The organism is Alphaproteobacteria bacterium (assembly GCA_033344895.1).
Taxonomy (GTDB): domain Bacteria; phylum Pseudomonadota; class Alphaproteobacteria; order UBA8366; family Aestuariispiraceae; genus Pacificispira.
On record JAWPMN010000001.1, the window covers coordinates 3,500,517 to 3,515,885 of the forward strand.

The window sequence follows — 15,369 nt, forward strand, 5'->3', positions numbered from 1 at the left end:
GGCTGGGACCGAATGGGCGTTCTGTAGAGATATTACATTTGGTCCGGTCGCTTCTCCGGCAGCCCCGACATGAGGCGCGTGCCGAGACCGCTGGGCAGGGCACGGGACAGCCAGCCGACCAGACGCATCGGCCAGGGAAAGGATATCTTCGCCTGGCCATTTTCCAGCCCGCGCCGAACGATCCGGGCGGCACGATCCGCCTCCATGAAGAAGGGCATCGTGAAGTCGTTCCGGTCGGTAATGCGACTTCGGACGAAGCCGGGACAGATCACGCAGACGACAATCCCGCTGCCACGCAGGCGGCCGCGCAGCCCCTCCCCATAGGCCAGAACAGCGGCCTTCGAGGCGGAATAGGCCGGCGCGCTGGGAAAACCGCGGTTGCCGGCAATCGAACTGACCAGGGCCAGAGTGCCCGATCCGCGGGCCGTCATGCGGTCCAGAGCCGGATGGATTGTGTTCAGCACGCCGCCCAGATTGACATCGAAGATCTTCCGGTCGGCGTCCTCGCTGCCGCCGCCGGAAACGCCCGCATTCGCAATGGCGACGTCGATCGGTCCGCCGCTATCCGCTGCTTCGATCCAGGCACGCATGGCGGTGCGGTCCGTGACATCCAGGACGCTCGCCTCGACGATGGCTCTGGCCGCACGGCAATCATTCGCTACAGCGTCCAGACGTGCCCTATCCCGGCCACACAGAATCAATCGAACGCCCGAAGCAGCATATTCCCGGGCAAGGGCGGCGCCGATGCCGCTGGATGCGCCGGTGATCAGGATGGTCTTCATGGTCCTAGAATGCGGGCCTGCGCCGCAGCCGGCAAGGCTTCCCAATTCCGGCGCGGCATGCCAAATAAGGCGCAACGAATTGGGGGATTCTGCCATGACCGCTTGCAGCATGACCGGCTTCGCCAGAGGCGAGGGGGCCGATGACCGGGTTCGCTGGACCTGGGAGGCGCGCAGCGTCAACGGCAAGTCGCTGGATGCCCGGCTGCGCATTCCATCGGGCTGGGAGCGTCTGGACCCGACCGTCCGCAAATTCCTGCAGGCAACCTTCAAGCGGGGCAACTTCTCGATCAATCTGGATGTTCGACCGGTTGGCGGCCGGTCGTCGGTCCGGGTCAACGAGGGGCTGCTCGACGATCTGATCGCCCGTTGCGAAGCCTATGGCGAACGGCCCCGGCTGGACGCTCTTCTTGCGGTACGCGGCGTGGTCGAGGCAGCGGAAGAGGATGCCGGTGACCTGTCCGGCGATGACGAGCGCATCGCGCAGATCGAGGCAACCCTGGTCGAGACCCTGAACCGGCTGGCAGAAGCACGTGCGGAAGAAGGTAGCCGCATCGCCAGTGTCCTGCGCGACCATCTGGGTGAGATCGAAACGCTGGTGGAGGAAGCCGAAAGCTGTGCCGAGGCGACGCCCCAGGCGATCCGCGATCGCATCGCCGCGCAACTGGACGAACTGCTGCCGAATGACGGAGCGCTGCCCTCGGATCGTCTGGCCCAGGAGGCCGCCGCCCTGGCGGTCAAGGCGGATGTCCGCGAGGAACTGGACCGATTGAAGGCGCATATCGAGGCAGCCCGCGATCTGCTGCGCGAAGGCACGGGAATCGGACGGCGTTTCGACTTCCTGTGTCAGGAATTCAATCGCGAGGCCAATACTCTGGCGTCGAAATCGGCGGCGCTGGACCTGACCCGAATCGGACTAAACCTCAAAGCCTGTATCGACCGACTGCGCGAGCAGGTTCAGAATCTCGAGTGAAAACATGGCATTGGGCGGTTCTTCCGACGATCTCTTTTCCATTCGCCGGCGTGGCCTCATGCTGGTGCTGTCTTCGCCGTCCGGCGCCGGCAAATCCACCATCTCCCGGGCGATCCTGGAGAGCGACCCGAACATCGCCATGTCGGTGTCGGTGACGACCCGTCCGAAACGGCCGGGCGAGATCGAGGGCAAGCATTATCACTTCATCGACAAGACCGAATTCGATCTGATGGTCAATCGCGGCCAGTTGCTGGAGCACGCCAAGGTCTTCGACAATTACTACGGAACGCCCCGGCAGCCGGTCATGGCTGCCCTGCAGGAAGGGCGCGACGTGTTGTTCGATATCGACTGGCAGGGCACGCAGCAGCTTGAGGAAAGCGCGCTGGAGGATCTGGTGCGGGTCTTCATTCTGCCCCCGTCATCGCATGAGCTTGAGCGGCGCCTGACCAAGCGGGCACAGGACACGGCGGAGGTCATTGCGGGCCGCATGGCCAAGGCCGCCGATGAAATGAGCCATTACACGGAATATGACTGGGTCATCGTGAACCGTGACATCGACGAAAGCGTCGAGAACGTCCGATCCATCCTGCGGTCCGAGCGCCTGAAACGGAAACGTCAGGTCGGGCTGGGCGAGTTCGTGAAGGGCCTGCGCGCCGGCTGACGTCAGTCCGCCAGGGTTTCGCGTACCCAGTCGTGGAAGCCCTTCACCCAGTGTTCCTCCGGCATCAGGACGCCGTGTTCGTACTTGCGGGATCTCAGACCCAGCTGATTGAGTTCCGATGCATCGCCGTCCTGCTGCATGACCAGAATTCCGAAATCGGTGACCCGTTTCATGTCCTCCGGCGACATGCCGTCGAGCGTCGCCTGCGGGAACAGCCATTCGGCGACGATTTCCGTCTCTTCCGGGCCGGTCGGCAGGACCCGAACGGTGCGCATGTAATCCCGATGCGCCGCGATAAAGACCGATGGTAGGCTGACGAAGTAGCTTTGCCCGCGCTGCAGTTCAGCTTCGGTCAGCCGGTCGAACGTGGCGCCGACCTGCCTTCCGTCCATCGTCCAGCTTTCGCCGCCGGTTCGCAATCCGCCGGCAAAGCGCGGATCCTTGTCCTCCGCATGATCCTGCCAATGCGGGTCGTCGCGAACGGCGGAAATCCGGCGACCGTATATGGGCACCAGGTCGCAAAGCTCCGGATGAATGTTGGGGCAATGCAGGCACTCGTTGAAGTTCTCCCAGAAGACCTTCCAGTTGCACGCCATCCTCTTGCGCCAGACATGCCCGATCTTCAGCTCTTCCATCGGCCAATGATCGATCCGGTCGCTGCCGCGCTCAAACCCTTCTTCCAGGTTCGGCGGGTCGTCCGCCAGGCAGGCAAAGACACAGCCGCGCCATTCCTGCACCGCAACGGGATAGAGCGGGTAGTCCGCCTTGTCGAAATCCGGTGCGACCGCGTGGGACGTGGTCGCGATCAGCCGCCCATCCAGGCCATAGGCCCATTGATGGTAGGGGCAGCGGATCGACCGCCCCGCCAGACGTCCCTGTTCCTCGACGCACAGTGCCGATCCCCGATGACGGCAGGTATTGTGAAATCCGCGCAGGGTCCCGTCTTCGTCGCGGACCAGGAAAATTCCCTGATTTCCGATCGTGAAACGTCGGAAGCTGCGCGATTCCGCTAGGGCGTCACTGTGGCACAGGAATATCCACCGACTGTAGAAGATCCGCTCCAGTTCCACCCGGTAGATTTCCGGATCCCGGTAATTCCGACCTGGGAGGGTCGGATGGGCTTCCTTAAGTCCGTCGAAATCTTCGCTGCCCGACAGGACACGGCGGTTTGGTGTGCTGGGCTTCTGATGCAGGGACATTGGCGCGGTCTTTCGCGATCGGCAGGGGATATTGTCGGCTCTTGAGACAGGATAGACCGACGCCTTTCCGGTGCAGGAGCGAAAAATATTCGCCGGTCCTGCAACAGAATTGACCGAAAACCGGGGCTGGCTTTGTCTGCCCGCCGCGACGCGGTTACCGATACTCTGAGTCCGGATTCGCCGTATCGTCCGGTGGCGTACCGGAGCGCTTGATGACGGCATGGTGGTCCAGCGGTTCGCTTTCGACGATCAATTGGGTCCGGTCGCTTGCGAAATGCGTGATGCCGTATTCGATGGCCCGTCCATCCATGTCGACATTGATGCTCTCGGTCTGAAGTACCGGCCGGGTGGGCGGCTGGTGAAGGTGGGCCGCAATCTGCCGCGTCGGCATAATTGCGGTAATTCGTGTCGAGAACCTTTTGTAGTCGCTGACGCCGCAGGCCTTCAGGGATTCCGTAATGGAGAGGGTCTGACGGAAGACTGGAATGATCTCCGCAAATCGCTTTGCCGGGAAATAGTGCGTGGCGACGCCGATCGGCCGGCCGTCGGCTTCGCTGACCGCTTCGATCAGGGCGACGGGGGCGCCCTTCCGGATACCAAGATTGCGCGACACAGTGGCGTCGGCGCGTATCTGCTCCGCCCGCAGCAGCGTCTTGCTCGGCAGGCGATTAGATTCGGACACATTCTGGGTAAAGCGCGTACGCTCGCCGATCGGGTACTCGACAAGATCACTCTGCACGAAGGTGCCGCGCCCCTGTTCGATGCGCACCTTACCCATCTCCTGGAGGAAGGACATGGACCGCCGCACGGTATGGCGGTTCACCGCGAAGCGGCGTGACAGTTCGTTTTCTGTCGGCAGGCGGTCTCCAGGCTCATAGATGCCCTGGTCGATCTCGGATTCCAGTGTTCCGGCAATCTGACGCCAGATCGGCTCGCCATCGATCGAATACACGTTTGAAACTCCCTGTCGGTCTTACGTCACATTTAATTAACGGCCCGCACCGCACTCCCGGCTTGCGCTCGGCAGTCAAACTCTGCAAAGTGAGTTCATCTAGACGTCTATATGAATATTTGACGCGAGTCTAGACCTTTGGACGGTTTGTCGAGTAACGGCGAAGGGCTGCGAATTCATGTCGAACACAGAAGGCAACGAGTCACAGTCGGCGCGGCAGCGCTGGATGGGGGCGCTGGCGACTGCGCCATCCCGGCGATTGGCGGAGTTGTGGGATGACCTGCAGGAGGTGCCAGAATACGAGCTCCTCCGGGCGCCGGAATCCGGCCTGATCATGACGAGGGGCCGAGTGGGGGGCGCCGGAGCGCCCTTCAATATCGGTGAAATGACGGTTACCCGGTGCTCCGTCCGGCTGAAGGACGGAACGGTCGGCCACGCGTATCTTGCGGGTCGAGACCGCAAGAAGGCGCAGCAGGCGGCGGTCCTGGACGCCATGCTTCAGCAGCCGGACAAGGCCGGGGACCTTCGCAGGAAAATCATCGAACCGCTACTGGCGGAGCGGGCCGACAGGGATCGCTGTCGGGCCGCCAAGGTCGCGGCAACGAAGGTCGACTTTTTCACCATGGTACGCGGAGAGGACTGACGCGATGACCGTCATGGAGCTATCACCCGGATTTGCAGACCCGGTTCGCGAATCCGCCCTGGCGTTTCGGGCCATGCTGGATGCAATGTCGAATCCTGGGCGGGTGGTTGAACTGCCGATACTGGCGTCACCGCCAGATCGGTTCAGTTCGGCTGCCACCGTCGTGGCGCTCAGCCTGCTGGATGCCGATACACCGGTCTGGATCGATCCGGAGCTTCGGTCCGAGGCGGTCGAATCCTACCTTCGCTTTCACGCCGGTTGCCCGATCGTGGAACGCGCCGATCAATGCCGCTTCGCCTTTCTGACGGCATCCGGTGTGCCGCTGGCGACCGAAACCTTGCCGATCGGTACCCCGGAATACCCGGACCGATCCGCGACGGCGGTTGTCCTGTGCAATTCCCTGGCGGGCGGAGAGGTACGGACGTTGCGCGGACCGGGAATAGCGAACCGCACGGACTTTGCGCCTACTGGCTTGTCGACGGATGGTTGGCAGGCCCTCAGCCGCAATGCAGCCCTGTTCCCGCTGGGCATTGATACGATTTTCGTTTCCGGGAATGCGGTCGCGGCATTGCCCCGCAGCACGCGGATCTCGGGCGGGGAGGGCTGAGCCATGTATGTTGCGGTGAAGGGCGGCGAACGTGCCATCGACAATGCGCATGAATTGCTCGCCGAAGATAGGCGGGGCGATCCGTCGGTCGCGGAACTCAGCATTGTCCAGATCCGGGAGCAGATGAAACTCGCGGTCGATCGCGTGATGACCGAAGGCTCCGTCTATGACCGTGATCTGGCGGCGCTGGCGATCAAGCAGGCGCGGGGGGATCTGATCGAGGCGGCGTTCCTGATCCGGGCCTATCGGACCACGCTGGCCCGGTTCGGCAGCAGCGAGCCGGTGGAGACCGGGAAGATGAAGATCGACCGGCGCATCTCCGCCACCTTCAAGGACATTCCCGGCGGGCAGATTCTGGGGCCGACTTTCGACTACACGCACCGTCTGCTGGATTTCAAACTGGCGGCAGATGGTGGCGAGACTGTGACCGCACAGCCCGCCGAACCGCAGCAGGAGCCGACCCCGCATGTGTTGGACCTGCTTGCCTCCGAGGGTTTGGTCGAAACGCCTGATCCTGCCAATGCGGACACCGAGCCCGCCGATATCACGCGCGAGCCGCCGGAATATCCGATGGGGCGCGATGCGCGGCTTCAGAGCCTGGCGCGGGGGGATGAGGGATACCTGCTGGCCCTGGCCTATTCGACACAGCGCGGCTACGGCCGCACGCATCCCTTTGCCGGCGAAATCCGGGTCGGACGGGTGTCGGTTGAGTTCGTGCCGGAAGAATTGGGCTTTCCGATCGAAATTGGTGAGATCGAACTGACCGAGTGCAACATGATCAACCAGTTCGCGGGCTCCAAGACTGCCCCCCCACAGTTCACGCGTGGCTACGGGGTCGCTCTGGGCCATGGCGAGCGCAAGTCCATGGCCATGGCGCTGGTCGACCGCAGCCTGCGGGCGGGCGAACTGGGCGAGGAACGCAACGCGCCGGCCCAGGACGAGGAGTTTGTCCTGTCCCATTGCGACAACGTCCAGGCGACGGGCTTCGTCGAACACCTGAAACTACCGCATTACGTCGATTTTCAGTCCGAACTGGAACTGGTTCGTCGCATGCGGATGGAGGCGGCGGAATGATGACCGATACCAACACCGATACCAACACCGATACCGAGCAGCAGTACAATTTCGCCTATCTGGACGAACAGACGAAACGGATGATCCGGCGCGCCCTGCTCAAGGCCGTTGCCGTGCCGGGATACCAGGTGCCCTTCGCGGGGCGTGAGATGCCCATGCCCTATGGCTGGGGCACCGGCGGCATTCAGGTTACGGCTGCGATCCTGAAACAGGACGACACGCTGAAGGTGATCGATCAGGGCGCGGACGATACGACCAATGCCGTCTCGATCCGGAAATTCTTCAAGCGGGTGGCGAATGTCGCGACCACCGAGAAGACCCGCGAGGCGTCTATCATCCAAACCCGCCACCGCATTCCGGAGGCCCAGTTGGAAGAGGGGCAGATTCTCGTTTTTCAGGTCCCGATCCCAGAGCCGCTCCGCTTTCTTGAGCCGCGTGAGACGGAGACCCGCAAGATGCATGCGCTTGAAGAGTACGGCCTGATGCATGTGAAACTGTATGAGGATATCGCGCGGCACGGCCATATCGCGACAACCTATGCCTACCCGGTAAAGGTCGCCGGTCGCTACATCATGGATCCGTCCCCGACGCCGAAATTCGATAATCCGAAGATGGATCGGACGCCGGCACTGCAACTCTTCGGCGCCGGTCGGGAGAAGCGCATTTACGCCATCCCGCCCTATACCGATGTCGTCAGTCTGGACTTCGAGGATCACCCCTTCGAGGTTCAGAAATGGGATCGGCCCTGCGCCCTGTGCGGGGCGACCGACAGTTTCTTGGATGAGGTCATCATGGACGATCAAGGCACGCGGATGTTCGTGTGTTCCGATACGGATCATTGCACGGAACGGCGGGAAGACGGCCATGCCGGCCCGGCACGGGAGGCGGCGGAATGAGTGCAGAGCAAACCCTGCTGTCGGTTGACGGGCTGGAAAAGCACTATGGTGCGCATCTTGGCTGCGCGGAAGTGTCGTTCGACCTCTTTCCGGGCGAGGTCATCGGAATTGTCGGGGAGTCCGGGTCGGGCAAGACCACACTGCTGAACTGCCTTGCCGGTCGCCTGGTGCCGGATTCGGGGCGTGTCCTCTACACGGACCGGACGGGTACGGTGCTGGACGTGCATGGCGTGTCGGAATCGCAACGGCGCCTCCTGATGCGGACGGACTGGGCCTTCGTTCACCAGAACCCGCGGGACGGCCTGCGCATGGGGGTCAGCGCCGGCGGCAATGTCGGTGAGCGGCTGATGGCCGTCGGCGCCCGGCATTATGGCACGATCCGAAGCCAGGCCATCGATTGGCTGGAGAAGACAGAGGTCGATACGGGGCGCGTCGATGATCGTCCGGACACGTTTTCCGGCGGCATGCAGCAGCGCCTTCAGATTGCGCGCAACCTCGTGACAGGGCCTCGACTGGTCTTCATGGATGAGCCGACCGGCGGGCTGGACGTGTCCGTTCAGGCGCGTCTTCTCGATCTGTTGCGCCGCCTAGTCTCGGAAATGGGCCTGAGTGCGATCGTTGTCACCCATGACCTGGCGGTGGCCCGGCTGCTGTCGCATCGGTTGATGGTGATGCGGCGCGGCCATGTCGTGGAACAGGGACTGACCGATCAGGTCCTCGACGATCCGCAGCACGCATACACGCAATTGCTGGTTTCCTCCGTCCTGCAGCCCTAGGAGCGGCCTGACATGTCGAATGAAATGATCCGCCTTGCCAACGTTGCGAAGTCCTTCACGCTGCACAACCAGGAGGGGGCTTCCCTTCCGGTCTTTGCGAACCTGTCCCTGTCGGTGTCCGCAGGGGAGTGCGTCGCACTGGCGGGACCTTCCGGAAAGGGAAAGTCTACGCTGATGCGTATGATCTACGGGAACTATCTGTGCCCAGCCGGGTCGATCGAGATTCGGCGTGACGGGGAATGGATTGACGTAGCAGCGGCCGATCCGCGTGGCATTCTCGATCTGCGGCGTTGGACATTGGGCTATATCAGCCAGTTTCTGCGCGTCGTTCCGCGGGTGTCCACGCTGGACGTCGTTGCCGAACCGCTGGTGTCCCGCGGAGTTTCCGCAGACGAGGCCGCAGAGAGGGCGGCGGCCATCCTGTCCCGTCTGAATCTGCCGGAATCGCTGTGGCATCTGGCACCAGCCACCTTTTCCGGAGGCGAGCAGCAACGTGTGAACATTGCCAGGGGCTTTGTCGCGCCGTACCCGGTGATGCTGCTGGACGAGCCGACGGCGTCGCTGGACCAGACCAATCGTGAAGCCGTTCTGGAACTGATACGGGAAGCCAAGTCGAACGGTTCCGCCCTGATTGGCATCTTTCATGATGCTGAAACACGAAATGCCGTATGTGACCGGGAATTCGAAATCGGCGCCTTTGCCGCTGCAGCCTGAGGAGCAATCAATCCACCATGCCGATCGACGATTTGTATGAGGTAAGCGACCTTTCCGACGAAGCCGGTCATGACGACCGAAGCGGCGGCGACGAAGCAATTTTTGCCAATGCCCGCCTGATCCTGACAGACCGCGTACAACTCGGAAACGTCACGGTTCAGGACGGCAGGATCGTGGAAATCGGCGATGGCGATTTCGTTCCCCGTGGGGCGGGCGCGACCGTGATCGATTGCAACGGCGATTATCTGATGCCGGGCATGGTCGAACTGCATACGGACAATATCGAGAAACATCTGCTGCCGCGGCCGGGCGCAATGTGGCCGTCATTGCCGGCGGCCGTGGCCCATGACATGCAGGTTATCGCCGCTGGTATCACGACCGTGTATGACAGCGTGGCCGTTGGCGCCTTTGACGAGGCAGGCCTGCGGCTCAGGGCGTTGCAGTCGATCTGCGACGCCTTGGAGGAAGGGGAGCGCCATGCCCTGTTCAAGGCACGCCACAAGATCCATCTGCGTTGTGAAGTGGCCTTCGGCGGCGTGGAGGAGTTGCTGCCACCGCTGATCCGGCGCCCCCTGGTTGGTCTGCTGTCGGTCATGGACCATACTCCGGGACAGCGGCAGTTCGTCAATGAAGCGAAGTATGTCGAATACTATCAGGGCAAACACGGCTTCACCGATGCCGAAATGGCTGCCTATATCGTCGACCGCAAGCGTGACCAGGTGCTGCACAGCGCGCGGAACCGTCGATATGTCGTCGATCTGGCGCAGGCCCATGGTCATGCCCTGGCCAGCCATGACGACGCAACGCCGGACCATGTTCAGGAGGCGGTTCAGGACAAGATGACGATTGCCGAGTTTCCAACGACGGTGGCGGCGGCCAGAGCGTCCCACGAGAATGGGCTCGCGGTCCTGATGGGGGCGCCCAACTTGGTGCGGGGCGGATCGCATTCCGGCAATGTGGCGGCCGCGGAACTGGCGGCGCTGGGATATCTGGACATCCTTTCCAGCGACTATGTGCCCGCCAGCCTGATTCATGCGGCATTTCTGTTGGCCGACCAGATTGATGGCATTGATCTGCCTCACGCGGTTGCGACGGTTACTGCCAACCCGGCGCGGGCGGCAGGTCTTGAGGACCGGGGGATAATTGCGGCCGGCCGGATCGCGGACCTCGTCCGGGTTCGGGCGACCGACCATCATCCGATCATTCGCGGCGTATGGCGCGGCGGTGAACGGGTCGCCTGATCCGATGCCGGGATGCTTCATCGGGGTCGTCGGTCCGTCGGGGGCAGGCAAGGACAGCCTGATCGATGCGGCGAGACGCCATTTCCGGGACGACGGGCCCGTTGTTTTTGCCCGTCGCGTCATCACTCGTCCTGCCGGGGCGGGCGGCGAGGATCACGTCGCCCTCGGGGCCGATGCGTTCGAGGATGCGGCTGCGGCCGGTGCCTTTGCGCTGCATTGGCAGGCGCACGGTCTGCGCTACGGCATCCCGATCGAGGTCGATGCCGCGATTGCCAGGGGGGCAGCCGCCGTCGCCAATCTGTCCCGCAGTGTCATCGACGACGTGCGCCGCCGGTATGTGAACCGACGCATCATTGTCGTCACGGCGGATACGAATGTTCTGGCACGCCGTCTTGCCGCGAGGGGGCGCGAGTCGGCCGAGGATATTGCGCAACGCCTGCGCAGGGCGCCGTATGGATTGCCATCGGGCGAGGACGTCGTCGTGATTGGCAACAATGGTAGCCTTGAAGCTGCGGAATCCGCCTTCATCGAGGCCATTCAGGGCGTACTCTGAAGCGGGAAGCGATCGACGATCCGGAACGGGCTGCCGTCGTCCGGTTCGCCGTAGATGCAGAGGTCGCGAAGGCTCAATGGGGCGGCCAGCACCGGGTTCAGCCGCTCCTTCAGCGCCGGTTCGATCCGACGGCTTGCCGCGTCGTCGACACGGCCGGTCAGCGTCACATGAAACCGGAAATCCTCCAGCACATAGGGATAGCCCCATCGCAGCAGATTGCGGTCCTGACGGTCGCTCAGCCCCGCCGAGCGACGACGCGCGAGTTCCGCTTCTGACGGTGGTGTTCGAAACCGGTCCAATTCCGTAATGCAGGCCGCCGCAATTCTGTCGAGGACCGGATCCGGGCGGGCAGGGCAGACAGCAAAGAACCCGCTCAGTCTTCTCAGGACTGGATTGGCGCATTCCAGCGTCGGAAGGTGCGCTGCCAGCGCTTCAACCGCCAGCGCCAGATCCGCGTAAGTTTGGTCCTTTGAAAGGCGAAACGGCGGTTTCAGTGTGCCGTGAAGCGCATAGCGTCGCGGGGCCCTGGTCAACGCCGCATGTGCCGCCAGATCGAAGCCGGGAAGCGGCCGGCAGGGAACCTCCTTGCCTGTTTCCGGGTCCGTGCCGAACCATTCCAGGCCGAAGGCATGCAATGGCTCTCCGGGTCTGGGGCCGAAGTAAATCGCATACCGAGAGAATGTCATGGGGCGTGATACCTGTTTCACAACGGGAGTCGAACGGGAGAAAAATTCACGCAATCAGCCCTAAAAATCAGGGCTTTGTCCAGACCAGCGAATCAAGTTTCTCAAAAACTTCCCCAAACATCGTGCTTCGATTCATTGATTCGAATGAGAAGGCGCGCAATACTCTCCCAAATGCTTGAAAAAGCGCTTGGGGGAGTGGTTATGGTCAAGCTGAGTGGGGTTGTCGCGGGATTGGGTTTTGCCGTCGGTCTGGCATTTTCTGTCGGATCGGTTCAGGCGCAGACCTTGCCGCAGTTTTCGGATTCCAAACATCTGGGCGTGCAGACCTGCGCCGGGTCGACCTGTCACGGTGCCGTTCAGCCATGGCCGAACTCTTCCGTGCTGCAGAACGAGGCCATAACTTGGGCCAAACACGATCCGCATGCCGGCGCCTACGATACGTTGGGCGGAGAGCGTGCGCAGCGTATTGCTGCCAATCTGGGCATTGGGGATGCGCGGCAGGCAAAGATCTGTCTCGATTGTCATACCAACAATGTGCCGCAGTCGAGGCGTGCGAAGAACTTCGTGCTGTCTGACGGTATCACCTGCGAAGCCTGCCATGGCGGGGCGGAGAATTGGCTTGGTACGCATATCGCCGGGGTCGGAGGCCATGCGGACAATCTGGCCGCCGGGATGTATCCGACGGACCAGCCGGTTGCCCGGGCGAAACTCTGTCTCAGCTGTCACTACGGTACGAAGGACAAGTTCGTTACCCACCGGATCATGGGCGCGGGACATCCGCGGCTGTCTTTCGAACTGGATACCTACACCTTTGCGCAGCCCGCCCATTTCCGGGTCGATTCCGACTATCGCCAGCGCAAGACCTGGACCAACGGGGTGAAGACCTGGGCGATCGGTCAGGCTGTTGCCGCACAGGAAATCCTGTCCGCGTTGACCGATCCGGGCCGAAACCAGGACGGGATTTTCCCGGAACTGGTCTTCTTCGACTGTCATGCCTGCCATCACCCGATGTCGAACCTGCGCTGGCAGCCGCGCGATAGCGTGGGGCTTGGTCCGGGCGTGCCGCGCCTGAACGACGGCAACCTGATCATGCTGCGCGTCGTTGCCGGCGTCATCGACCCCGGACTGGGGGAGAAAATCGAGATGCAGACACTCGCCCTGCACCAGGCCTCGAGCCAGGGGCATGAGGCCACGCTGGCTGCCGCCGACGCATTGAAGGGCACGATGGACGGGCTGATTCAGAAAGTGGCCGCACACGGCTTTGGTGGCGATCAGATGGAGCGTGTTCTGGACGCCCTGATCGCGGTCGGCCTGGAAGGCGAGTTCGTCGACTATATCGCAGCGGAACAGGCGACCTACGCTATCGGAACGGTGATTGCGGCGCTGGAATCGTCCGGGAAGCTGAAGGGCGATGCCCTGGAGCGGGCGAATGCGGCACTGGAAGGCGCCTACAAGGCGGTAGAGCACGATGAAAGCTTCAAGCCGGCGGAGTATCTGGCGGCGATTGAGGGCGTGCGCTCAGCAGTGCAGTAGGGTAACAAGGACCGCTTTTGGGGAGAAGAGCGCAACTTGTTCGTTAAAGTCCCGGTAATCTTTCGATACGAAGATGGCGGGGCGAAGCATCGTGAGAGTTGCGGACCGGTGGCGTGACGGGCAGGCGCCGAACGGGTCCGGGGGAAAGTAGGTGAATGCCAATGCGTCGGTTTGGACCCTTTGTCGACAGGGTGTTCTTGGGGGCGGTTGCGGCCGTCCTGCTGGGATTCGGCACGCCATCCTTTGTGTCGGCCGAAGAGCCGAACCCACCCGTTCAGACGGCGGACGCTGCGCCTTTGCTGGCGGAGGACCTGCCCAATTACGAATACTATGCCAGATTCGCACCGAAATTCGACGGTTCAGATCTGCCCCGTGAATATCAGACCCAGTGGGACCGGATGGTGCTGGGCGAAGGCGGGGCGGCCGATCCGCATATCGACGTCCTGAAGGAATCGCCATTTCCGTCCGCGGCGCTGTGCGGCCGTTGCCATCCGCGGATTTTCACGGAATGGGCATCGTCGAACCACGCCTATGCGTCGATCTCGCCGATGTTTCACAAGTTCGAACAGGCCATCAACCTGCTGAGTTCCGGAACGATCGGGAGCTTCTGTGTCCGGTGCCATCAGCAGGTCGGAACCCAGCAGGGCGAACCCCGAGAACTGCCCCTATGGGAACGTTCCCTTGTCGCCCGGGAAGGCATCACCTGCGTGACCTGCCACCGGGTGAATGATTCCTTCGGCAAGGTGAATGGGGAGCGGCACATTCAGCCGGGAACCATCTTTGAACCGGTCTACAATTCCGGCAACGCGCCGGGGCTGGCCGAAGTCCTTGGTGACACGGACTACTACAAGGTCGCGACCGATCCGGCCCAGGAAGGGTATCCGATCCATGTCGCCGCCGAAGTCTTCGAGACGATCGGCGAATCCGAATTCTGCGTGTCGTGCCATCAGGTCGCCGTGAATCTGGGCATCAAGCTGGAGGTCGTGTGGGATCAGTATCGCGACAGCCCCGCCCATGATCAGGGAATTACCTGTCAGGAATGCCATATGGGCAAGGTTCCGGGCGAAGCGAAGGGCTATGACACCTGGCCCGTTGCCATCGTCAACGGCCGTGTCGTCGGTGATCCGAACCGCCGGCATTCGAACCACGCCTTCTACGGACCGGGCTATCCGATCGCCCATCCTGGCATTTTCCCCTTCAATCCGCGCAGCCTGAAATGGTCGATCAAGGAATGGCTGACCTTCGACTATCGGGCGCCCTGGGGCGAACCCGGCTGGGAGGATCAGGTGGCGTCGGGCGCAATCGCCGCGCCGGCTTTCCCCGAGGTCTGGTCGACGCGGGAATCCCGTGAGGAAGCGCGCTACATCATCGGGCAGAATCAGAACCTGCTGGAAGACAAGAAGCTGGACCGTCTGGCGGTGATGGAGAATGGCAGCCGCATCGACGGTCCGTTCTTCGATGACGGGCCGCCGGAAGTCGGCAAGGACTTCTCCTTCCGGTACCGGGTCACCAATGTCGATCTGGGACACAATCTGCCCTCGGGGTCGCTGGGCGCGCAGCCGGAGATCTGGTTGAACGTCGTGCTGATCGGCCCGGATGGGGAGCGCGTCTTTGAATCCGGATATGTCGACAAGTACGGCGATATGGTCGACCTGCATTCGCTGGAACTGGCCGAAGGGACGATCGAACACGACGATCAGCTGTTCAATCTGCAGACCAAATTCCTGACGACCAACCTGAAGGGAACCGATCGGGAAATGTATCTGCCGGTCAATTTCGACGTGGACCAGTTGCCCTTCCTGCGTCCCGCGAATGTGCCGACCACCGTGCTGAATCATCCGCCCTTCGTGCGCATGGAAGGTCGGTCGATCCCGCCGCTGGGCTATCGCGACGCCGAATATACCGTGCCGTCGGAACTGATGACCAAGCCGGGGACCTACAAGTTGCAGGTTCGGATGCGCAGCCGCGCGGAGCCGATCTATTTCATGAAGTTTGTCGGCGCGACGGTCGATATGGAACGCAACATCAACGCCTGGATGATCGATATTCATCCCTATGCGGTCGAGTTTGAGGTCGAATGAT

Annotated in this window: 16 protein-coding genes; 12 read left to right on the forward strand and 4 right to left on the reverse strand. The window is 62.2% G+C overall.

Annotated features, from left to right (window positions below):
- Window positions 1-32: 32 nt before the first annotated feature.
- Window positions 33-782 carry an SDR family NAD(P)-dependent oxidoreductase gene (locus R8L07_16850; protein ID MDW3207211.1) on the reverse strand — a complete coding sequence of 250 codons (750 nt, stop codon included), beginning with the start codon at window positions 780-782 and terminating at the stop codon, window positions 33-35.
- A gap of 94 nt (window positions 783-876) precedes the next feature.
- Here R8L07_16850 and R8L07_16855 point away from each other — a divergent pair, with 94 nt between their 5' ends.
- Both R8L07_16855 and gmk read left to right on the forward strand, forming a co-directional pair.
- Window positions 877-1,752, forward strand: a complete 876-nt coding sequence (locus tag R8L07_16855; protein MDW3207212.1) for a YicC/YloC family endoribonuclease — start codon at window positions 877-879, stop codon at window positions 1,750-1,752.
- Window positions 1,753-1,756: 4 nt separating this feature from the next.
- Window positions 1,757-2,413: a guanylate kinase gene (gmk, locus tag R8L07_16860; GenBank protein MDW3207213.1), complete on the forward strand. Its 657-nt coding sequence runs from the start codon at window positions 1,757-1,759 to the stop codon at window positions 2,411-2,413.
- A 2-nt stretch (window positions 2,414-2,415) separates the two neighbouring features.
- Here the strand turns inward: gmk and R8L07_16865 are convergent, their stop codons facing one another.
- Window positions 2,416-3,612, reverse strand: a complete 1,197-nt coding sequence (locus R8L07_16865; GenBank protein ID MDW3207214.1) for an aromatic ring-hydroxylating dioxygenase subunit alpha — start codon at window positions 3,610-3,612, stop codon at window positions 2,416-2,418.
- 154 nt (window positions 3,613-3,766) lie between these two features.
- Complete coding sequence (phnF, locus tag R8L07_16870) at window positions 3,767-4,564, reverse strand: phosphonate metabolism transcriptional regulator PhnF (protein MDW3207215.1); 798 nt, start codon at window positions 4,562-4,564, stop codon at window positions 3,767-3,769.
- A 178-nt stretch (window positions 4,565-4,742) separates the two neighbouring features.
- On the opposite strand from phnF, the gene phnG reads away from it, so the two are divergent.
- From phnG to phnN, 8 genes are read left to right on the forward strand one after another with little or no spacing between them, the layout of a single operon-like run.
- Window positions 4,743-5,207 carry a phosphonate C-P lyase system protein PhnG gene (phnG, locus tag R8L07_16875; protein ID MDW3207216.1) on the forward strand — a complete coding sequence of 155 codons (465 nt, stop codon included), beginning with the start codon at window positions 4,743-4,745 and terminating at the stop codon, window positions 5,205-5,207.
- A gap of 4 nt (window positions 5,208-5,211) precedes the next feature.
- Entirely contained in the window at window positions 5,212-5,814 is a 603-nt protein-coding gene (gene phnH / locus R8L07_16880) for a phosphonate C-P lyase system protein PhnH (protein MDW3207217.1), read from the forward strand.
- Between the two features lie 3 nt (window positions 5,815-5,817).
- On the forward strand, window positions 5,818-6,888 hold the full coding sequence (locus tag R8L07_16885) for a carbon-phosphorus lyase complex subunit PhnI (protein MDW3207218.1): 1,071 nt from the start codon (window positions 5,818-5,820) through the stop codon (window positions 6,886-6,888).
- Window positions 6,888-7,784, forward strand: coding sequence for an alpha-D-ribose 1-methylphosphonate 5-phosphate C-P-lyase PhnJ (locus R8L07_16890; GenBank protein ID MDW3207219.1), 897 nt, complete (start codon window positions 6,888-6,890; stop codon window positions 7,782-7,784). Before R8L07_16885 ends, R8L07_16890 begins: the two co-directional genes overlap by 1 nt.
- Window positions 7,781-8,560 carry a phosphonate C-P lyase system protein PhnK gene (gene phnK, locus R8L07_16895; protein ID MDW3207220.1) on the forward strand — a complete coding sequence of 260 codons (780 nt, stop codon included), beginning with the start codon at window positions 7,781-7,783 and terminating at the stop codon, window positions 8,558-8,560. The genes R8L07_16890 and phnK overlap by 4 nt, the downstream gene beginning before the upstream one ends.
- A 12-nt stretch (window positions 8,561-8,572) precedes the next feature.
- Window positions 8,573-9,274, forward strand: coding sequence for a phosphonate C-P lyase system protein PhnL (phnL, locus tag R8L07_16900; protein MDW3207221.1), 702 nt, complete (start codon window positions 8,573-8,575; stop codon window positions 9,272-9,274).
- Window positions 9,275-9,291: 17 nt separating this feature from the next.
- Window positions 9,292-10,515 (forward strand): alpha-D-ribose 1-methylphosphonate 5-triphosphate diphosphatase, encoded by a 1,224-nt coding sequence (locus tag R8L07_16905; GenBank protein MDW3207222.1) that lies wholly within the window; start codon window positions 9,292-9,294, stop codon window positions 10,513-10,515.
- A gap of 4 nt (window positions 10,516-10,519) precedes the next feature.
- Complete coding sequence (gene phnN, locus R8L07_16910) at window positions 10,520-11,068, forward strand: phosphonate metabolism protein/1,5-bisphosphokinase (PRPP-forming) PhnN (protein MDW3207223.1); 549 nt, start codon at window positions 10,520-10,522, stop codon at window positions 11,066-11,068.
- Here the strand turns inward: phnN and R8L07_16915 are convergent.
- A complete protein-coding gene (locus tag R8L07_16915; GenBank protein MDW3207224.1) occupies window positions 11,053-11,754 on the reverse strand; it encodes a DUF1045 domain-containing protein in 702 nt (233 codons plus the stop codon). The two genes, phnN and R8L07_16915, sit on opposite strands and share 16 nt — an antisense overlap.
- Before the next feature lie 201 nt (window positions 11,755-11,955).
- On the opposite strand from R8L07_16915, the gene R8L07_16920 reads away from it, so the two are divergent.
- Both R8L07_16920 and R8L07_16925 read left to right on the forward strand, forming a co-directional pair.
- Window positions 11,956-13,287 carry a multiheme c-type cytochrome gene (locus R8L07_16920; GenBank protein ID MDW3207225.1) on the forward strand — a complete coding sequence of 444 codons (1,332 nt, stop codon included), beginning with the start codon at window positions 11,956-11,958 and terminating at the stop codon, window positions 13,285-13,287.
- 161 nt (window positions 13,288-13,448) lie between these two features.
- Window positions 13,449-15,368, forward strand: a complete 1,920-nt coding sequence (locus R8L07_16925) for a multiheme c-type cytochrome (protein MDW3207226.1) — start codon at window positions 13,449-13,451, stop codon at window positions 15,366-15,368.
- The last annotated feature ends 1 nt before the right edge of the window (window position 15,369 follow it).